At 67.0% G+C, this 19,176-nt stretch carries 14 protein-coding genes; 5 read left to right on the plus strand and 9 right to left on the minus strand.

The window, feature by feature from the left end:
* Positions 1–14: 14 nt before the first annotated feature.
* Entirely contained in the window at positions 15–1,460 is a 1,446-nt protein-coding gene (locus DQG19_RS12020) for a rubredoxin (protein ID WP_116126518.1), read from the minus strand.
* Entirely contained in the window at positions 1,457–4,984 is a 3,528-nt protein-coding gene (locus tag DQG19_RS12025; RefSeq protein ID WP_116126519.1) for a nitrate reductase, read from the minus strand. Before DQG19_RS12025 ends, DQG19_RS12020 begins: the two co-directional genes overlap by 4 nt.
* Before the next feature lie 182 nt (positions 4,985–5,166).
* Here DQG19_RS12025 and DQG19_RS12030 point away from each other — a divergent pair, with 182 nt between their 5' ends.
* Genes DQG19_RS12030 through DQG19_RS12050 form a run of 5 tightly spaced genes read left to right on the plus strand, consistent with a single transcriptional unit; the run spans position 5,167 to position 10,731 of the window.
* Positions 5,167–6,450, plus strand: coding sequence for an alginate export family protein (locus DQG19_RS12030; protein ID WP_116126520.1), 1,284 nt, complete (start codon positions 5,167–5,169; stop codon positions 6,448–6,450).
* Between the two features lie 34 nt (positions 6,451–6,484).
* Positions 6,485–7,858, plus strand: a complete 1,374-nt coding sequence (locus DQG19_RS12035) for a CmpA/NrtA family ABC transporter substrate-binding protein (RefSeq protein WP_116126521.1) — start codon at positions 6,485–6,487, stop codon at positions 7,856–7,858.
* 38 nt (positions 7,859–7,896) lie between these two features.
* The gene (locus tag DQG19_RS12040) at positions 7,897–9,000 is read left to right on the plus strand and encodes an ABC transporter permease (protein WP_116126522.1); all 1,104 of its coding nucleotides are present in this window, start codon (positions 7,897–7,899) and stop codon (positions 8,998–9,000) included.
* Positions 9,001–9,052: 52 nt separating this feature from the next.
* Positions 9,053–9,916 carry an ABC transporter ATP-binding protein gene (locus DQG19_RS12045; RefSeq protein ID WP_116126523.1) on the plus strand — a complete coding sequence of 288 codons (864 nt, stop codon included), beginning with the start codon at positions 9,053–9,055 and terminating at the stop codon, positions 9,914–9,916.
* An 11-nt stretch (positions 9,917–9,927) separates the two neighbouring features.
* Positions 9,928–10,731: an ABC transporter ATP-binding protein gene (locus tag DQG19_RS12050; RefSeq protein WP_116126524.1), complete on the plus strand. Its 804-nt coding sequence runs from the start codon at positions 9,928–9,930 to the stop codon at positions 10,729–10,731.
* On the opposite strand, the gene DQG19_RS12055 is transcribed toward DQG19_RS12050, so the two are convergent.
* From DQG19_RS12055 to DQG19_RS20905, 7 genes are all read right to left on the minus strand, one after another.
* Positions 10,728–11,378: a response regulator gene (locus DQG19_RS12055; protein ID WP_198661733.1), complete on the minus strand. Its 651-nt coding sequence runs from the start codon at positions 11,376–11,378 to the stop codon at positions 10,728–10,730. The genes DQG19_RS12050 and DQG19_RS12055 overlap by 4 nt on opposite strands.
* Before the next feature lie 37 nt (positions 11,379–11,415).
* Positions 11,416–13,137, minus strand: coding sequence for an ATP-binding protein (locus DQG19_RS12060; RefSeq protein WP_116126526.1), 1,722 nt, complete (start codon positions 13,135–13,137; stop codon positions 11,416–11,418).
* A 3-nt stretch (positions 13,138–13,140) separates the two neighbouring features.
* Positions 13,141–13,743, minus strand: coding sequence for a DUF4202 domain-containing protein (locus tag DQG19_RS12065; protein ID WP_116126527.1), 603 nt, complete (start codon positions 13,741–13,743; stop codon positions 13,141–13,143).
* Between the two features lie 16 nt (positions 13,744–13,759).
* Positions 13,760–14,125 carry a nitrite reductase small subunit NirD gene (gene nirD / locus DQG19_RS12070; RefSeq protein ID WP_116126528.1) on the minus strand — a complete coding sequence of 122 codons (366 nt, stop codon included), beginning with the start codon at positions 14,123–14,125 and terminating at the stop codon, positions 13,760–13,762.
* A gap of 44 nt (positions 14,126–14,169) precedes the next feature.
* Positions 14,170–16,680, minus strand: a complete 2,511-nt coding sequence (gene nirB, locus DQG19_RS12075) for a nitrite reductase large subunit NirB (protein WP_116126529.1) — start codon at positions 16,678–16,680, stop codon at positions 14,170–14,172.
* Positions 16,681–16,783: 103 nt separating this feature from the next.
* Positions 16,784–17,893 (minus strand): NTP transferase domain-containing protein, encoded by a 1,110-nt coding sequence (locus tag DQG19_RS12080; protein WP_116126530.1) that lies wholly within the window; start codon positions 17,891–17,893, stop codon positions 16,784–16,786.
* 9 nt (positions 17,894–17,902) lie between these two features.
* Positions 17,903–19,096, minus strand: a complete 1,194-nt coding sequence (locus DQG19_RS20905) for a molybdopterin molybdotransferase MoeA (RefSeq protein WP_198661734.1) — start codon at positions 19,094–19,096, stop codon at positions 17,903–17,905.
* Positions 19,097–19,176: the final 80 nt, after the last annotated feature.

Below are 19,176 nucleotides of genomic sequence, written 5' to 3' on the forward strand. Positions count from 1 at the left end.
CCGGGTACATTGTTTTAACGGGCGGGAGGTATTATGAGTTCCGCCTCGCGGAAGTCGTGACGCCCCGCCCCGCACGTCCAGCAGCTGTAGTCTTCGGGTACTTCCGCAAAGGGGGTGCCGGCCGGCACCCCCGCCGCCGCGTCCCCGTAAGTCGGATCATAGACGCTCAGGCAGCGGCCGCACTGCATGGCGGAGCGGGTCGACGCGGCGGCGGCGGGCCGGTGGGTACTGCGGACGACCTCCTCCAGCTGCCCGTCCAGCTGCTCGAAGTACCGCTGGCTGAGCTCCAGCATCAGTTCCGCGAGTTCCGAGCGGTCGACGCGGCGGGCGTATTCGGCGTACTGCCGCGTATTGGGGTCAAAGTTGCGCGCGCACTTCAGCGTGTAGAGGGGCGGCACCGGGAAGCCGTCGACCAGGCCCTCCCGCGACGGCTCCCGTTCGATGAAGATGCTGGTGAAGGGCACGTGGTCGCCGTCGCTGATGCCGAAGGTCAGCCCGTAGGTGCTGATGTCGCGGCGGTCGAACTCCCGCACCAGGTACCGCTTCAGCTCGAGGGCGTCGCCGTCGGCGACCGGCAGGTGCCAGTTGAGCTCCAGGCTGCTGTGGCGGGCGTTGATGCCGAACCGGCCGAGCAGCTTTTCCCAGCGCAGGCGACCGCCGTCCGGGATGCCGCTTACGATGAAGCTCTTCCAGGGCGTGATGCTCAGCTTGCCGATCCGGTGCTCCAGGCAGAGGTCGCAGGCGGCGGCCATGAAGTCGAGGGAGTACCAGTTGTCGCGCCAGTAGAGCCCGAGCCAGTAGTGCTCGGCGTCCAGCCGGTTCATGCCCTCGTAGTAGGGGAAGGGCCGGAAGGGGATCGTCAGGTCGTCCCGCACGTCGCGCAGGTTGAGGTTTTCGTTTTCGTGGACCAGGGCGATCACTTCCTCCAGGTCTTCGGCGCTCCCGGCCCCGCACAGGCTGCCGGCTACGCGGCCCAGGTCCCAACTGTGGATGAGGGCGGGGAAGGTGCGCATCTCCGGCCAGCCGGGCAACTTGATGTAGAGGTACCAGTAGTCCTCCTCCGCCGAGGCCACAAAATTGAGGTGGCCGGTGAAGAGCGGCACCAGGCGCTGGCGCGGGTCCGCCAGGTTGATCTCCAGGGTTGCCGGAAAGCTGAATTGCTCCAGCAGGTACAGGTAGGTGGAGCTGGTGAGCCAGGGCGTGGAGGGAAAGATTCCTGCCGCTACGTAGCTGCACACGATGTTGGCGCAGTGGGGGCCGGCCAGGGACTCGACCCGCAGCCGCGGGAAGCGCGCCAGTATGCCGGCCTGCTCTTCGCGGACCGGAAAGAGGATATCCTGCCGCGACCCGAAATGCAGGCCGTCTAGGCCCAGGGCACGCGCCAGGTCGATGATGGTGAGCAGTTCGCTGGGCGACAGGACGCCGCCGCGTACGGCCACGCGGTGGAGCTTGGTTCTCATACGGCGCTGAGTTGGTGTTCGAGGATGCTTTTCACTTCGGGGCGGCAGCTTCCGCAGCCCAGGCCGGCGCCCGACTGCGCCACCAGGGCGTCGTAGTCGCGGCAACCGCCGGCGATGGCCCCGACCAGGTTGCCCTCGCCGACGTTGTTGCAGCTGCACACCAGGCGGCCCTGCAGCGGCGGCCGGGAGCTGCCCGACCGCAGCAGTTCCTCGCGCCGGTCGCCCAGTTCGAGGCGGTCCTCGATGAGCGCGCGGTACTCCGCAAATTCGTTCTTGTCGCCGATGAGTACGGCCCCGACCAGGCGGTCCTGGTACACGACGCACTTCTTGTAGTACCGCCGGCTCAGGTCGCGGAAGACCACCTCCTCGTAGCCGTCCACACCGGGCGGCGGACTGGTTTCGCCCAGGCTGCAGAGGTCGAGGTCGCGAAACTTGAGGATATTCATCGGTACGGACCCGGCGTACACCGCCGTTACGTCGCCGGCCAGGGAAGCGGCCAGTACGTCGGCCTGCTGCTCGGCCGCGGCGGTGATGCCGAAGCGGCGCCCCCGCCACTCCGCCACTTCCCCTATGGCGTAGACCCGCTCGTCGCTGGTCTGCAGCCGATCGTCTACCTGTATGCCGCCGCCGCAGCGCAGCCCCGCGGTCCGGCCTACCTCCAGGTTCGGGCGCGTGCCGATGGCGTACACCACCGCGTCGCATACCAGGCCGATTCCGCTCTTGAACGTTACCCGCAGCGCACCTGCGGCCCCGCCCTCCCCCGCGGCGATGGGGAAGATGGTGTCCACCTCGTTGCGGAAGTAGATCTGGATGCCCCGCGCGCCGACGTCGTCGGCCAGGAGCTGGCTGGCCGTAGCGTCCAGTTGCCGCTCCATCAGGCGGTTGCTGCGCTGCACCAGCGTCACCCGCACGTCGATCTCCTGCAGGGCGGCGGCCAGCTCCAGGCCCAGCAGCCCGCCGCCGACGATGAGGGCGTGGGCCGGGCGTTGCCGGCGGGCGGCGGCCAGGTGGCCGTTGAGTCGGTCCGCGTCTTCCCGCTGCCGCATCGTGAAGACGCCCGGCAGGTGCAGGGGGACGTCGCGGGGCACGAAGGGGCGGCTGCCGGTGGCGATCACCAGGCGGTCGTAGGCGTAGCTTTCGCCGCTGGCGGTGTAGAGCACGCGGTGCTCGCGGTCGATCCGTTCGATCGTGGTGTCGAGGTGCAGGTCGAATTCCGGTCGCTCGTCCCGGCGGAGCTTCTGCAGCTGCTCCCAGCTCAGGTGCTCGGTGACGTACTCCGGCAGGAGCACCCGGTTGTAGAAGGCGTGGGACTCCCGCGAGAACACCGTAATGCGGTCGCGGCGGTTGTGCGCCCGGTAGCTGGCGATGAAGCGGTGGGCCGCCGCGCCGGCCCCGATCACCACGATGTGCTCCGCTTCCTTCTCATAGGGCCGTACGCTCACGTGGCAGAACTTGTAGTTGGGCTGCTTGCTGTAGGGGTCCAGGCTGTCGTCGGTCAGGTTGTTGGCCCGGGTCAGGGCGCTGCCGAGGGTCTTTCCCCAGTGCATCGGCAGGAAGACGACGCCCCGCCGCAGGTCACGCGAGTAGCGGACGCGAGCGCGTACCTCCCCGTTGGCGGAGCGGATCACCGCCAGCTGGTCTTCCGCCAGCCGCTCGGCCGCAGCGTCCAGTGGGTGGATCTCGAGGTAGGGCAGCTCGATGTGCCGCCGCAGCCGCGCCACCTTGCCCGTGCGGGTCATCGTGTGCCACTGGTCGCGGATGCGGCCGGTGGTAAGCACGTACGGCCGGTCGGGCGGCGGGGGCGGGGGCACCTCCTGGTGGGAGATGGTACTGAGGAAGCGGGCCCGGCCGGTCGGGGTATAGAAGCGGTGGTCGGTGAACAGCCGCGGCGTTCCGGGGTGGACGGGTGTCGGCACGGGCCACTGAAAGCTGCCCTCCCGCCGCAGCCGCTCGTGGCTCAGGCCGCTGACGTCGATGCGGGTACCGGCGGTCATGCGCGCGTACTCGTCGTACACTTCCCCCACGTCGCGGTAGTCGAAGCCGGCAAAGCCCATGCGCCGCGCGAAGTCTATGAGGATATCCGCGTCCGGCCGCGCTTCCCCCGGCGGGGGCACGAGGGGCTGCAGCAGGCTGATGCGGCGGTCGGAGTTGGTCATCGTCCCGGTCTTTTCCAGCCAGCCGGCGGCGGGCAGCAGCAGGTCGGCGTAGGCGGCGGTGTCGCTGCGGTTGCTGATGTCCTGTACCACCACGAAGCGGGCCTTGCGCAGGGCCCCGTCGGCCCGCAGGGCGTTGGGGAGGCTCACCGAGGGGTTGGTACAGATGATCCAGATGGCCTTCAGTTTGCCGCTTTCCAGGGCGTCGAACATCTGGGTGGCGGTCAGGCCGGGCGCGGCGGGCAGCTGTTCCACGCCCCAGAAGCGGGCGATTTCCTCCCGGTCCTCCCGGTTGGCCAGCACGCGGTGGGCGGCGAGCAGACTGGCCATGCCCCCCACCTCGCGGCCGCCCATGGCGTTGGGCTGGCCGGTGAGCGAGAAGGGGCCGGCACCCGGCTTGCCGATCTGCCCGGTCAGCAGGTGGAGGTTGATCAGGCTGCCGTTCTTTTCCACCCCCACCCGGCTCTGGTTGAGGCCCATGGCCCACATCGACAGGAAGGCCCGGGCGTCGCCGATGTAGTCGGCGGCGCGCTTGATGTCGTCCAGGCTTACGCCGCAGGTCTTGGCGGCGGAGCGCAGGTGCAGCGCCTTGAGGATGCGGACGTAATTTTCCCCGGCTTCCGTGTGGCTGCGGATGAACTCGAGGTCCATGCGGTTGGTGTCGTACAGCCGGCGGGCGATGGCGTGGTAAAGCAGCACGTCGGTACCGGGCACGATCTGCAGGTGCAGGTCGGCCAGGGCGCAGGTGTCGGTCCGGCGGGGGTCCACCACGATGATCCGGGTGCCCGGGGCGGCCGCTTTCCGGGCTTCTACCCGCCGCCACAAGATGGGATGGCACCAGGCCGGGTTGGCCCCGGCCACCAGCAGGCAGTCGGTGTGGTCGATGTCCTCGTAGCTCACGGGCACGGCGTCCTCCCCCAGCATCTTGGTGTAGGCGACGACCGTGGAGCTCATGCACAGCCGCGAGTTGGTATCGATGTTGTTGGTGCCCAGGTATCCCTTCACCAGCTTGTTGGCCAGGTAGTACTCCTCCGTGAGGCACTGCCCGGAAATGTAGAAGCCCACGCTGTCCGGCCCGTGCTCCGCGATGACGGAGCGAAATACGGCCGCGGCGCGGTCGAGGGCCTCGTCCCAGCTGGCGCGCCGCAGTTCGTGGTGGCGGTTGAGCCGCAGCTGGGGGTAGAGGAGGCGGTCCGAGCGATCCTGGACTACGTAGTTGAGGGTGCGCCCCTTCGAGCAGAGCTGCCCCCGGTTGGCGGGGTGGTCGGGGTCGCCCTCCACCGTGAGGTGGCCCCGCCCGTCGCGGCGGGCAATGATTCCGCAGCCTACGCCACAGTACGAACAGGTGGTCTTCACTTCGGATACGGCCATAGAGCAGGTAGAGTACGTAGGTGATTGGGGGTAGATACCGCCCGTAAAGGTACACAAAGGGGGCAAACGAATAAATTATACTTAGAAATTTACGTATTTATTTACGTAGTTAAACTAAGTGTACGTAGATTTGTCCCAGCGGGCGCTTCCCGCTTACTCACTGCTCACTACCGTACATCGCTATGAAACAGCTTATCTACCTGCTTTTCCTCGTCGGCGCCGCGGCACCACTCGGTGCCCAGTTCCGGCTTTCGGCCGAGGTGCGGCCGCGGACCGAGTTCCGTAACGGCTTCAAGACCCCCCGCTCGCCGGGCGACGCCCCGGCCTTCTTCACCGAGCAACGCAGCCGCCTCTACGTAGACTACGCAGAGGAGAAGTACACCTTCCGCCTGGCGCTCCAGGACGTCCGGCTGTGGGGGGAGGAACCCCAGATCTTTAAGGACGACGCCGGCAACACCTTCCTGAGCGAGGCCTGGGGGCAGTACCACGTCAGCCCGCGCTTCTCCGTCAAGGCGGGCCGCCAGATCATCAGCTACGACAACGAGCGCATCCTCGGTGGCCTCGAGTGGGCCCAGCAGGGCCGCCGGCACGACGCCCTCCTGCTGCAGTTCACCGACGAGAAGAAGGTCAACCAGCTCCACCTCGGCTTCGCCTTCAACGCCGACGACGACCGCCCGGAACCCGGCTACCTACAGGCGCCGGGGGCTAATTTCTACACCGTCGCGGGCAACTACAAGAGCCTGCAGTACGCCTGGTTCAACCATACCTTCGCCGAAGAACAGGGGACGCTGTCGCTGCTGACCCTCAACGCCACCCAGCAGAACCCCGACTCCACGGTCTCCAACAAGCAGACCCTGGGCGCCTATCTGGACTACCAGCTCGGCAAGTTCCGCCTGGGCGCCGACCTCTATACCCAGACCGGCCGACTGGGCGGCCGCAGCGTCGCCGCCTGGCTCGGCGGCCTCAACGTCACCTACCCCACCAAGGCCACGCCCCTCACCCTGGGGGTCGAGTACGTGTCCGGACAGGACGACGCCAACGACACCGACCGGGCGACCTACTTCCTACCCGACTACGGCACGAACCACGCCTTCAACGGCCTGATGGACTACTTCTACGTCGGCCCCGCCAACGGCACCGTCGGCGTGACGGACCTCTACCTTAAGACCAAGTGGGCCGTCGGGGGAGCCTCCCTGCTGGCCCACGTTCACCACTTCCTCACCGGCTCCGAGCAGCTGGACGCAGCCGGCAACGCCCTCTCCCCCTCCCTGGGCAGCGAGCTCGACCTGGTGTACGTGCGCGCCCTGGCCCCCGCCGTCACTCTGCACGTCGGCTACTCCCACCTCCTCGGCACCGAGACGCTCACCGACCTGCGGCCCGGCAGCATGAAGTCGAATAACTGGGCCTGGACCATGATCACCTTCAAGCCTACCCTCTTCGAAACGGAGGCTAAAAAGAAAAAATAATCCCCGGCACCACCGGACATCACCCCTTCCCGCCATGCGATACTCCTACCTGCCCCTCCTCCTGCTGGCCTGCATCCTCACCGCCTGCGGTCAGCACGCCGCCGCACCCGCCACCGACGGCGCCGCCGCCGCCAACCTGGCGCTCATTGAAAAGCCCCAGCTGACCTTCGGCTTCATCAAGCTCACCGACATGGCCCCGCTGGCCATCGCCAAGGAACTCGGCTACTTCCGCGAGGAGGGGCTCTACGTTACCCTGGAAGCCCAGTCGAACTGGAAAAATATCCTGGACCGGGTGATCGACGGGCAACTCGACGGCGCCCACATGCTGGCCGGGCAGCCCATCGCCGCCGGTGCCGGCTTCGGCCGCCAGGCCAAGCTGATCACCCCCTTCAGCATGGACCTCAACGGCAACGGCATCACCGTGTCCAACGACGTCTGGGACAAGATGAAGCCCCACCTCCCCCTCGACGCCGACGGGCGGCCCGCCCACCCGATCTCGGCCACGGCGCTCGCGCCCGTGGTGGAGGAGTACCGCAACGCCGGAAAGGCCTTTAAAATGGGGATGGTCTTCCCCGTGTCCACCCACAACTACGAGCTCCGCTACTGGCTGGCTGCGGCGGGCATCCACCCCGGTTTCTATACCGCCGACAACATCCAGGGACAGGTGGACGCCGAGGTGCTGCTCTCCGTCACCCCGCCCCCGCAAATGCCCGCCACCCTCGAGGCCGGCACCATCTACGGCTACTGCGTAGGCGAGCCCTGGAACCAGCAGGCCGTCTTCAAGGGCATCGGGGTGCCCGTGGTGACCAACTACGACATCTGGCAGAACAACCCCGAAAAGGTATTTGCCCTGCGGGCCGACTTCGCTACCCAGTACCCCAACACCACGACGGCCATCACCAAGGCCCTCATCCGGGCGGGACAGTGGCTCGACGACCCGGCCAACCGCGCCCGGGCCGTCGGCATCCTCTCGCGGCCCGATTACGTGGGGGCCGACTCCGTGGTCCTGGCCAACTCCATGACCGGCACTTTCGAATTCGAGAAGGGAGACAAGCGGGATATGCCGGACTTCAACGTCTTCTACCGCCACGACGCCACCTACCCCTTCTACTCCGACGGTATCTGGTTCCTGACCCAGATGCGCCGCTGGGGCCAGATTCCCGAAGCCAAGCCGGCCGACTGGTACCACGCCACCATCAAGGAAATCTACCGCCCCGACCTCTGGCGCACCGCCGCTTCCGCACTGGTGGCCGAGGGGCACATCCCCGCTGCCGACGTGCCGGAGACCGACGGCTACAAGCCCGCCACCTCCGCCTTCATCGATGGCCTCCCCTACGACGGTAAGGACCCCATCGGCTACCTCAACAGCTTCTCCATCGGCAACAAGGACGCAGAACCCAGCCGCTAGCCCCCCACCTACCCGCAAACGCTAAAATCTCCTGCCCCATGGGACAATCCCAAGCCACCACCTCCCTGGCCCCCGCCCCGAAGGCGGCCCTGCCCGCCCTGACCCGCTTCCTGCCCGACCGGGCGGCCCTGGCCCGCCGGGCCCCGGGCGCAGCCCGCACCCTCCTCATCTCCCTGGCCTCGATGGCCGTATTCCTGCTGCTGTGGCAGCTCAGCGCCAGCTACCTCTACGGCGTCGAGGCGGACGCCCGCATCGCGCGGGTCACCCAGGAACAGGGCGAGGCCGCGGGCGCGGAGATGGCGGCCTGCATCGCCTCCGGCAACATCAGTTGCCGGCCCAATACCCTGCCCTTCCCCGGCGAGGTCGTGCAGGCCGCGCAACTGCTGCTGGCCGACCACCGCGCCATCCGGGCGAAGAAGCTTGCCTTCCGCGCCGAGACCGCCCCGGTGAACGCGGCCCGCGCCGAGCAGGGCCTCGACCCGATCGTGTACACGGGCCGGCCGTCCTTCCTCGACCAGGTGGGCACCAGCCTGAAGACGGTCGCCGTAGGCTTCCTCATCTCGCTGCTCATCGCGGTGCCCCTCGGCGTACTGATCGGGCTGAACGATACCCTGCGCATCGCCTTCAACTGGATGATCCAGGTCTTCAAGCCGGTGTCGCCGGTGGTCTGGCTGCTACTCGTCTTCATGATCGTAAAGACCCTCACGCTCGGCTCGGATTCGGATACCTCCTTCCTCATCTCCTCCATCAGCGTAGGCCTCTGCGCCATGTGGGCCACCCTGGTGAATACCAGCCTGGGCGTCTCCTCGGTGAACAAGGACTACCTGAACGTGGCCCGCGTGCTCCAGCTCGGCATCGGCAAGAAGATCTTCAAGGTCATCCTGCCCTCCGCTATCCCGCTGATCTTCACCGGCATGCGTATCACCGTGAGCGTCGCCTGGATGGTCCTCATCGCCATCGAGCTCCTGGCCCAGAGCCCCGGCCTCGGCTCCTTCGTCTGGGAGGAATTCCAGAACGGAGGCACCGACAGCAACGCCAAGATCATCGTCGCCATGTTCGTCATCGGACTCGTGGGCTTCCTCCTGGACCGCATGATGTTCTGGGTACAGCAGCGGGTTTCCTTCGAAACGGTACGGGCCTGATCCCTCGTCCCTGTACCCTCGTCCCTGTACCCTCATCCCTATCCCCTTCCCCATGATAGAATTCCGCAACGTAAGCCACTGGTACGGCGAAGGCCCCGACCGCACCGAAGTGCTTTCCAACATCAACCTGACCATCGCCGAGGGCGAATTCCTGGCCATCGTGGGCTTCACCGGATCCGGAAAGACCACCCTGGTCAACCTCATGACCGGCCTGCTGCAGCCCAGCGCGGGGCAGGTCCTGTACCGGGGCGAGCCGATTACCGGCCCGGCACCCGAGCGGGGCATCATCTTCCAGAATTACAGCCTGCTGCCGTGGCTATCGGTCTACCAGAACGTGGCCCTCGCGGTCGACGAGGTGTACGACGACTGGCCGAAGGGCCGCCGCGACGCCCACATCCGGAAGTTCGTGGAAATGGTGGGACTGAGCCACGCGATCGACAAGCACCCCGGCGAACTGAGCGGGGGGATGCGGCAGCGCGTATCGATCGCCCGCGTGCTGGCCACCGACCCCGACCTGCTGCTGATGGACGAGCCGCTCGGTGCCCTCGACGCCCTCACCCGCGGCAACCTCCAGGATGAGATCCTGCGCATTTGGAGCGCCAACCGCCGCACCGCCGTGCTGATCACCAACGACGTCGACGAGGGCATCTACATGGCCGACCGGATCATTCCCCTCGACCCCGGACCGGCCGCCGGCCTGGGCCCGGAGTTCCGCATCGACCTCGAACGGCCACGCGACAAGACGGATATGAACCACGATCCCCACTTCAAGCGCGTGCGCACCGACATCCTCAATTACCTCGTCGGTCTCGGGGAGGCCTCCCGCCCGCCCCGCGACGGATCACTCCGCCTGCCCGATCTACAACCCATCCTGCCCGGCACCCGCAGCTTCGTCTCCCGCTGGCGCCGCGCCTAACCCCCTACCCCATGAGTGTCCTACCTGCCCCCTCCGCGCTTTCCCTGCGCGACGTCGTCCTCGACTTCCGCGACCTGACCAAGGTGTACCCCACCCCGACCGGCGAGTACGTAGTGCTGGAAAACCTGCAGCTACAGATCAAAAAGGAGGAATTCGTTTCCATCATCGGCCACTCCGGCTGCGGAAAGACGACCCTGCTCACGATGATCGCCGGCCTCAACGACATCAGCCGCGGCCAAATCCTGCTGAACGAGTTCCCGATCACGGGACCGGGGCCCGACCGGGGCGTGATCTTCCAGTCGCCCAGCCTCCTGCCCTGGATGACCGCCCTGGAAAACGTCCTGCTCGGTGTCGAACAGGTGTTCCCGCAGGCCAGCCGCGCCCAGCAGCGCGACATCTGCCGCTACTACCTCGACAAGGTGGGCCTCGGCAACGCGCTCGACCGGCGCGCCACCGAGCTCAGCCAGGGTATGCAGCAGCGGGTGGGAATTGCCCGGGCCTTCGCCCTGAAACCCAAGATCCTGCTCCTGGACGAACCCTTCGGTATGCTTGACTCCCTGACGCGCGCCGAACTGCAGGACGTCCTGCTGGAAGTCTGGGATAAGGAAAAGATTACCGCCATCCAGATCACCCACGACGTCGACGAAGCCATTTTCCTGGCCGACCGGGTGATCATGATGACCTCGGGGCCGCGTGCCCAGATCGGCGACATACTGGACATCGACTTTGCGCGGCCGCGGGTGCGGAAGGACATCCTCAACCACCCCGACTACTACGGCTACCGCGAGCACCTCATCGGCTTCCTGGAACACTAGCCGAGCCCGAGCTGGCGGACGCGGCGGGCGAGTTCGCTGCTGTTGCTGACGTTCAGTTTCTTCATCATGTTGAAGCGGTGTGTTTCTACGGTCCGCCGGCTGAGCTCGAGCTGATCGGCGATCTCCTGGTTGGTGGCCCCCTGCAGGATGATCGGGAGGATCTGCTTCTCCCGCCGCGTGAGTACGATCTTTTCGGTGGGTTCGGCCGGTTTCGGCGACAGGTCCGACCGCACCAGCTGGCGGATCAGGATATTGGACAGATCGCCACTGAAGTAGCGGTCGCCACCAACGATGGTGTGTACCGCGCGCAGAAATTCCTCCCGGCTGGCGTCCTTGAGCAGGTATCCGTACGCGCCGGCGTCGATGGACTGCAGGACGTACTCCTCGCTATCGTGCATCGAGAGCATCAGGCAGGGGACGGTATGGCCCTCCTGTGCCAGCCGCCGCACGGCTTCGATGCCGTTCAGCCGGGGCATCCGGATATCGACGATCGCCAGATCGGGCCGTGCGGTACGGACCAGCTCCAGCAGGGCCTCCCCGTTATCGGCTTCCCCGACCACGTGCAGGTCGGGCTCATCTTCGAGCAGGCGCCGGATGCCGTCCCGGACGAGCGCGTGATCGTCGGCGAGTATAATATTGATTGGCATGATCAGGTAAACGATTGGGCGGGGCCAAAGTACAGGTTTACGGCCGATCGGCGTCCGCCGTTGGCGAAGCCTGGCAGGCGGCCAGGGGTACGTTGATCGTGATGCGGGTTCCGTGCTCGGGAGCGGAACGGACGAACAGGCGGCCCTGGAGTTGGGCGATCCGGTCCTCGATCGAGATGAGCCCCAGACCGGAGCCGTCGGTCCGCGACCGCACCGCCTCGGGATCGAAGCCCCGGCCGTCGTCGTCTACGGTGATGCTGAGCAGGGTTTCCCCCGCGGACAGGGTCACCAGGATGTAGTTCGCCCCGGCGTACTTGATGGCGTTGTTTACGGCCTCCTGGGTGATGCGGTACAGGTTGAGCTCCGCGGCGGGATCGAGCTGGACGTCAAAGGATTCGTTCTCAAACACCACCCGCTCGCCGGTCAGCCGGCTGAGTTCGCGGGCCATGCGGTCGAGGGTGATGGCCAGTCCGTAATCGCTGAGCTCGGGTGGCCGCAGGTTGAAGGTGGCCATGCGTACGCCGCGGATGATGTCACCGGCAAGCCCCTTGAGGTGGTGCAGGTCGTTGCGGCTACGCTCGGATCCGTCGAGTTTGAGGCTCTCCAGGCTGAACTTCAGGGCGGTGAGCGTCTGCCCTACCCCGTCGTGGAGGTCGCGGGCTACCCGCAGCCGCTCTTTCTCCTGGGCTTCGGTGGTCTGCTGGGCCCGCTGCCGCGCCCGCTCCTTCTCGGCGGCGATCTGCTGTTCGGTGACCGCGCTGAGCTCGTCGCGGGCCTGCCGGTTCTCGGTGATGTCGGTGGCTAGCACGAAGAGGTCCACGTCGGTCCCCGATCGCCGGGCGGGCAGGATACTCAGCTCCAGGAAGCGTGGTGCCCCCGCCGCATCGGCCAGTTCCCATTCTCCGCGCCAGGGACTCGAGGTGACGTTGCGGATGATCTCTTCCATGCGGATCCGGCGGCCTTCCCGGCGGTTGAGGACATCGGCGAAGGTGCGTTTCTCTGCGACCGCTTCCTCACCCACCAATTCCCGGAACTTCTTACTCAGGTGAATGATGGTGCCGTCGGCACGCAGGGAGGCGAACAGCGCCGCCTCGTCGATGGCGGCATTGAGCGCGTACAGCTGCCGCAGGGTGGCCTCCTTCTCGGCCGCGGCCCGCTCCGAGGCTTCCCGCGCCTGAATCTGGGCCCCGCGTTCCGTCTCTATCCGCGCGAACTGCAGGCGTACGAAATTGCCGATGGGCCGAAAGATGAACAGCAGTTCGAGGAGCAGGATCCCGACCGTGAGCACGGTCAGCCACCGGTTGACGCGGCGCAGCCGGTTCACCTTCCGGGTGGCGTCGTCGGAGAGCGTACCCACGATGGCGTCCATTTGCCGCAGAAACCGGTTGCTCAGCGCGTCCACCCGCGCCCGATCGCTGCCCCGCCGCGCGGCGGTTCCCAGGTCGGCCACCAGGGTATCCAGATCGGCAAGCTGACCCGCACCCGGCGCGCCGGCGACGGCCCGCTTGAGCCAGGCGTGCCGGGTCTCCCACTCGGTCAGCTCCCCCTCCACCCCCTCCTGTCCGAGGGCCACCATCTTCGCGATGCGCTGGCTCAGCATGCGCTGCCGGCCCGCTACGTTGATGATTTCGGCGTCTTTCTCCTGATCGATCAGGTACCCGTCGACCAGCAGCAATTCCCCGATGAGCGCCAGGGCGATCAGCGACAACGCCAGCAGGTAAGCACGGCGCAGGCGGGAGAAGATGCGGTGCTCGTCCATGCCCTATTCCCCTTCCGTCGCCTCCAGCAAAAGGTCGCGGACGCCCGCCGGCAGCTCCGCCGCCAGGGCGGCCTGCCGGCCCGGCTCCGACATCTTGCGCAGGGTTTTGCGCAGGATATCGACCACCTTTTCGGTCGGGTGGCCCGCCGCGAACGCCGCGGCGTAGTGCTTCAGGAACACCAGGCAGATGACGTCCTCCAGGGTCTGGGTACCGTCGTCACGCTTCAGGCGTTTCTTCTGCAGGAGGAAAGCCACCCGTTCCTGCACCCCTTCTCCGTAGCCCACCTCGGCCAGGATCTCCCGGGCGCGGGCGGCGTGGAAGAGCTTGAGGTCGGAGCGCCAGCGCAGGTAGCCCTCGCGGTCCATCGGATAATCCTCCCGGGGGCTCCGCCACCGTTCCAGGTGCTGGGCGCGAGCCGCGAGCCGCAGGGGCTCGGGGGCGTCCGGGGCGTAGCGGTCCAGTTCCTCGGTCATCCGGCGGGCGTACAGCAGCTCGTAGGGCATTTCCTGCGCCCCGCTGCCGGCGTGGCGCGGATCGGCCGCGTTGGCGGCGTCAAAGGCCGCGAAGGCCTTGGCAAGGAGGGGGGATATGTCCGGACCGGTCATGGAGGAAAGGTACGCGCTAGTCGTCGATTCCCACAAACACTTCTCCGTCGCGGATCGTCACGGGGTACACGGCCAGGGGCGGGCAGTCGCCGTTCAGGTTCGCGCCCGTTTCGAGGCTGAAGGTCCGTTTGTGGAGGGGGCAGGCCACCTTGGGTACGCCGTCCTGCTCCCCCGTCAGGCCGCGGCCCAGCACGTTCTCCAGCTTGTGGGGGCAGAGGTTCTGGCAGGCGTACCAGCGGTCGGTCCGGTGAAAGTAGAATACGGCGATCTGCCGGTCCCCGACCTTGATGGTAGCGCCGGCGCCGACCGGGAACTGCGTGGTGCGGCCGGCACGGACCCAGGTGGTCACCTGCTCGGGGAGGATGGTGTGGTAAGCAGTCATGGTTGCGGGGGTTGAGCCGCCCACCCGGGGGCGGGCGGGAAGGATTACCAGGGTTTGGGCATCTGCTGCTCGCGCAGGGGCACGAATTCCAGTTCTTCGGTTTCTTCGGTATTTACAAAGGGCCGGAAGCGGGCGCGCAGCTCGGGGGTCTCCACCGCCTCCCGCCACTCGCAACGGTAGCCTTCGACGAGCCCCTGCATCTCCCGCTCCAGCTCGTCGGCCAGGCCAAGCGCGTCGTCGACGACCACGCTGCGCAGGTAGGCGATGCCCCCCTCCAAGCCCTCGAGCCACTTGGCCGTCCGCACCAGGGGGCCGGCGGTGCGGAGGTAGAACATGAGGAAGCGGTCGAGGTACCGTACCGCCGTCTGCCGGTCTACGGGCCCCGCCAGCAGCTCGGCGTGGCGGGGGCGGGCCCCGCCGTTGCCGCAGACGTAGAGGTTGTAGCCCTCCTCCACGGCGATGAGGCCGAAATCCTTGCCGCGGGCCTCCGCGCACTCGCGGATGCAACCGCTCACGCCGCCCTTGAGCTTGTGGGGGGACCGCAGCCCCTTGTAGCGCTCCTCGATCTCGATGGCGAAGGAGACCGAATCGTCCATGCCGTAGCGGCACCAGGTACTGCCGACGCAGCTCTTCACGGTCCGCAGCGATTTACCGTAAGCGTGCCCGCTCTCGAAGCCGGCGGCAATGAGCTCCTCCCAGATCGGGGGCAACTGATCGAGGCGGGCGCCGAACAGGTCGATGCGCTGGCCGCCGGTGATCTTGGTGTAGAGGCGGTATTTCTTGGCCACGGCCCCGATGGCGATGAGCTTTTCGGGGGTGATCTCGCCGCCGGGGACCCGCGGCACCACCGAGTACGTCCCGTTGCGCTGGATGTTGGCGAGGAAGCGATCGTTGGTATCCTGGATCACGGCCTGGGGGTTGGCCGTTTCCGCGGTGACGGTCGCAAAGATGCCGGCCAGGACGGGCTTGCATACCTCGCAGCCGCCCCCCCGGCCCAGTTCGTCCAGGGCCGCGTCGTAGGACCCGATCCCCTTGAGGACCACCAGATCACGGAGTTCTTGCCGGGTATAGTCGAAGTGCTCGCAGATGGTGTTGCGCACCACCTTCCCCCGGGCCTTCATGTAGTTGTCTACGAGGTCGGACAGGATTGGCTTGCAGCCCCCGCAGCCCGTTCCGGCACCGGTGCAGGCCACCAGCCCCTTGACCGAATCCGCTTCCCCCGCGTCGAGGGCCCCGCACAGCCGCCCCTTGGTAATATTTTCGCAGGAGCAGATCACCGCGGCGTCGGGCAGGTCCAGGACCCCCGCACCTGCGTCCCCGCCCCCTCCCCGGGCACCGAGGATCAGGTCTTCCGGCTGGGGCGGCAGCGCCATGCCGTTACGGTAGATCTGGTGGAGCATGTTATAATCGGCCGCGTCGCCGACGAGAATGCCGCCCAGCAACCGCTTACCGTCGGGGGAAATGTTGATGCGCTTGTACACCCCGGCGGCCTCGTCGTGGAAGGTGATGGAGCGGGCCGTACCGGTCTCCGGAAAGCAGTCGCCGAAGCTGGCCACGTCCGTACCGATCAGCTTCAGCTTGGTAGACAGGTCGATCGCATCGGGCATGCAGCCGCAGTCGGCGTCGGCCATGATCGTACCCAGGGCGACGCGGGCCATCTCGTAGCCGGGGGCGACCAGGCCGTAGATCATTTCCCGGTACAGCGCGGCCTCCCCGATGACGAATACGTCTGCTGCGCTGGTGCGCATATGGGCGTCGGCCAGGATGCCGCCACGGGGGCCTACTTCGATCCCCGCGGCCCGGGCGAGCTCGTCGCGCGGCCGGATGCCCGCCGAAATGATCAGCATATCTGCGTCGAGGCGGCTACCGTCGGCGAATTCCAGGTGCGATATGCAGCCGTTGCCGCCGATGGCGGTGGTCGAGCGCGACAGGTGTACGCTCAGCCCCAGCTTCTCCAGGCTGCCGCGCAGGGTGGCGCCCCCCTCGTCGTCGAGCTGCCGCGGCATGAGGCGGGGGGCAAACTCGATCACGTCGGTGGCCAGGCCCATATCGAGGGTTGCCTTGGCCGCTTCCAGGCCCAGGAGCCCGCCGCCCATGACCGCGCAGCGCGCGCCCGTGCGGTGCCGGATCCGCTCGGCGTAGTCAAGGATGGCATCGAGGTCCTCGATGGTACGGTATACGAATACCCCCTCCCGGTCGCAACCGGGAACCGGGGGCACGAAGGGGGCCGAGCCGGTGGCGAGCACCAGGTAGTCATAGGGGTAGGATTCGCCCCGGGCGGTCTGCAAGCGGCGCTGCCCGGTATCGATGGCGGTGACCCGCTCGCCGGTCCGCAGCTCCATGCCGTGCTCGGCGTACCAGGCGCGGGGGGCGAGCGTCAGCTTGTCGGCGTCGCGGTCCGTGAAGTAGGCGCTCAGGTGGACGCGGTCGTAGGCCGGACGGCCCTCCTCGCCGAAGACACTGAGCCGAAATTCCCCGCGGCGGGGGTGACGGGAAAAGAGGTCGCAGAATTTATGCCCGACCATTCCGTTTCCGATGACGACGATGTGCTGCATGGGGAGACCTACTGGTTTGTTACGTAATATTTACGTAGACAAATCTACGTATAAATTACGTAATGCACCAAGCCCCGGCCCCAATTATCCGTATATTCTTGCTTTATCGCTTCAACTCACTACGTACCCGGTCCCGCTCCTCGGGCGTATTCGCGTTGGTGATCGGCCGTTCGTCGTCGAGTTGTACGATCTCGGTGTCGCTGTTGATAAGCACTTTCCGGGGACAGGCGTATCCGAGGGAAAGGAAGTCCAGCAGGCGTCGGTAGGCGCGCGGCTCGTAGATCGCCACGAGGGGCTCCGGCCACTCCTTGCCGGGGCCGCGGACGGCCGTGGCGGTACGGTCCGGGCGTCGGGCATCGATGAGTTTCCGCAGCGTATCCCCTGTCAGGAGCGGCAGATCACAGGCCAACACCAGCCAGGCGGTATCGGGCCGCGCAAGAAAGGCGGAGCAGATCGCCCCGGCCGGACCCAGGCCGAGGAAGCGGTCGGGGATGAGCGGATAGCTCAGCTCCCCCCGGTTCTTTTCCTGGCGGACGGACACGCTGACCGGCAGGTGCAGTCGGGTACACAACTCAGCAAGTCGCTCCACTTCCGTTTTCCCGTCGCGGTACACCAGCCGCCCCTTGTCCTCCCCCATCCGCTGGCTCTCGCCGCCCGCCAGGATCAGCGCGTTCAGGCGGGGCACGTTGGCACGGAGTTCCTGCTCGATCCCGTCGCGCAGCAGGTGCAGCATGCTCAGGGTGGTCATCAGGGGGGGTACGGACTGCCTGCGGATGACCGTCCTCAGCCAGTCGGGCAGGGCGGGCTCCCCGCTGACGTGAACCACGGCGAAGATGTCCGTCAGCTCATCGGCGCGTCGCTGCAGCGTGCCGGCCTTCGCGTCGTCGACGAAAACGATCTGCCGCCGCGCGGGATAGTGGTTGCCGTTCACGAGGACCAGGTCGTAGGCGCTGCCCTGGAGCCGGTCATCGGCCGGGCTCCAGTTTTCGTGGTCGGTCCAGGCGAGTTTGCGATCACGGCGCAGCGTTACCGGCACCTCCGGTTCGGCGTGCTCGCCGGTGATGCCCAGGCTACGGTAGCTGGACGAAAAGTCGCGAAGCCATTCGTTCATCAGTTGCTCGATGCGGGCACAGGTGGTTCCTACGAGGGCAAATTCGGTACGGCCGTACTGACCGAGGTCAGGCCGCTTGAGGGGGGGATGTTTTTCGTGCATGGCGGGGGGTTAGAGCAGGCGTAGGGGAAGATACGGAAATCGTTCACCGGCGGGAAAGGATACCCGGCCGGCGGGCAACTCCAGGAATCCGTCGGTTCGGAGCAGGCTTACCAGATCGCCGCTGCCGTTGTTGGGTACGGGCCGGGCCTCCGGCAGCTCCCCGTCGATGCCGGCGACGCTGACTGCCTGAAAGAGGGTCAGGGCGGGCGCAAACGTGACGGGCTCGGCCAGCGGCAAGCGCACGGCAGGCCACTCGATCCCGAGTTGACCGCGCAGCCAGGGGCCGACGTAGGCGATCGCCCCGACCAGGCTGGATACGGGATTTCCCGGCAGGGCAAACACCATGGTACGCTGGGTCCGTCCCACCCACAGCGGCTTGCCGGGACGTTGCGCCACGCGGTGGAACAGGCACTCCACGCCGGCCCCCGCCAGCCAGTCGGGTACGTGATCCAACTTGCCCTTTGACACCCCGCCACTGAGCAGCAGTACGTCGTGCTCCTCGATCAGTGCTTCCAGGGCGGAGCGGCCCGTTTCGGGGTGGTCCGGCAGGTGGGCCAGGGTGGGTGCAATGCCCGCCGCCCGGAACAGGCCGGCCAGCTGGTGTACGTTGGAGCTGCGGATCTGGTGGTCCAGCGGCTGGCTGCCTACCGCTACCACCTCGTCGCCGGTCGAGGCAATGGCCACGCGCGGCAGGCTGGCGACGGCCGGCGCGGCAATGCCGTAGGTGGCCAGTACCGCGAGCTCGGCGGGGCCGATACGGCGCCCGGGCTCCATCACTTTCGCGTTGGCGCGGCCGTCGCTGCCGCGCCGGTGGATGCTGCGCCCGTCGGTGACGCCCTCCGGCAGGCGGAAGGCGTCGCCGTCCCGCGACAGGTCCTCGTAGCGCACTACCGTGGTCGTGCCGGGGGGGAGGGGCGCTCCGGTCATCACCTCCACGCAGTGGCGCGCGTCGCACACGGGACGGGCGGCGGTGCCCGCAGGTGCCAGGTGACTCAGGGGAAAGCGGCGCTCGCCGGCAGCGTAGACGGCGTGGTCGATGGCCACCCCGTCCATGGCCACCCGGTCGAAGGGCGGTTGGTCGCGGTCGGCCCGCACCTCCTGCTGCAGTACCCGGCCGGTGGCCCGGGCGAGGGGGACGTGCTCGGTACCCCACTCAAAGATTTGTTGCCTGACGAGCTGCAGGGCCTTGGTAGCTTCGATCATAGATGCAGTATACACCCCGAACAGGAAATCCGTTGCGGACAGCCGCCAACCCCGGCGACCAACTTTGATCCATCCTGCCT

Source organism: Lewinella sp. IMCC34183 (genome assembly GCF_003390915.1).
Lineage (GTDB): Bacteria > Bacteroidota > Bacteroidia > Chitinophagales > Saprospiraceae > Neolewinella.

What these genes read in the sequence shown, in the direction of transcription:
- DQG19_RS12050 (WP_116126524.1), top strand. Translation starts at nt 9,928, where the DNA reads ATGAGTGTCCTACCTGCCCCCTCCGCGCTTTCCCTGCGCGACGTCGTC.
- DQG19_RS12030 (WP_116126520.1), top strand. Translation starts at nt 5,167, where the DNA reads ATGAAACAGCTTATCTACCTGCTTTTCCTCGTCGGCGCCGCGGCACCA.
- DQG19_RS12035 (WP_116126521.1), top strand. Translation starts at nt 6,485, where the DNA reads ATGCGATACTCCTACCTGCCCCTCCTCCTGCTGGCCTGCATCCTCACC.
- DQG19_RS12060 (WP_116126526.1), bottom strand. Translation starts at nt 13,137, where the DNA reads ATGGACGAGCACCGCATCTTCTCCCGCCTGCGCCGTGCTTACCTGCTG.
- DQG19_RS12080 (WP_116126530.1), bottom strand. Translation starts at nt 17,893, where the DNA reads ATGCACGAAAAACATCCCCCCCTCAAGCGGCCTGACCTCGGTCAGTAC.
- DQG19_RS20905 (WP_198661734.1), bottom strand. Translation starts at nt 19,096, where the DNA reads ATGATCGAAGCTACCAAGGCCCTGCAGCTCGTCAGGCAACAAATCTTT.
- DQG19_RS12055 (WP_198661733.1), bottom strand. Translation starts at nt 11,378, where the DNA reads ATGCCAATCAATATTATACTCGCCGACGATCACGCGCTCGTCCGGGAC.
- DQG19_RS12045 (WP_116126523.1), top strand. Translation starts at nt 9,053, where the DNA reads ATGATAGAATTCCGCAACGTAAGCCACTGGTACGGCGAAGGCCCCGAC.
- DQG19_RS12020 (WP_116126518.1), bottom strand. Translation starts at nt 1,460, where the DNA reads ATGAGAACCAAGCTCCACCGCGTGGCCGTACGCGGCGGCGTCCTGTCG.
- nirD (WP_116126528.1), bottom strand. Translation starts at nt 14,125, where the DNA reads ATGACTGCTTACCACACCATCCTCCCCGAGCAGGTGACCACCTGGGTC.
- DQG19_RS12025 (WP_116126519.1), bottom strand. Translation starts at nt 4,984, where the DNA reads ATGGCCGTATCCGAAGTGAAGACCACCTGTTCGTACTGTGGCGTAGGC.
- nirB (WP_116126529.1), bottom strand. Translation starts at nt 16,680, where the DNA reads ATGCAGCACATCGTCGTCATCGGAAACGGAATGGTCGGGCATAAATTC.
- DQG19_RS12065 (WP_116126527.1), bottom strand. Translation starts at nt 13,743, where the DNA reads ATGACCGGTCCGGACATATCCCCCCTCCTTGCCAAGGCCTTCGCGGCC.
- DQG19_RS12040 (WP_116126522.1), top strand. Translation starts at nt 7,897, where the DNA reads ATGGGACAATCCCAAGCCACCACCTCCCTGGCCCCCGCCCCGAAGGCG.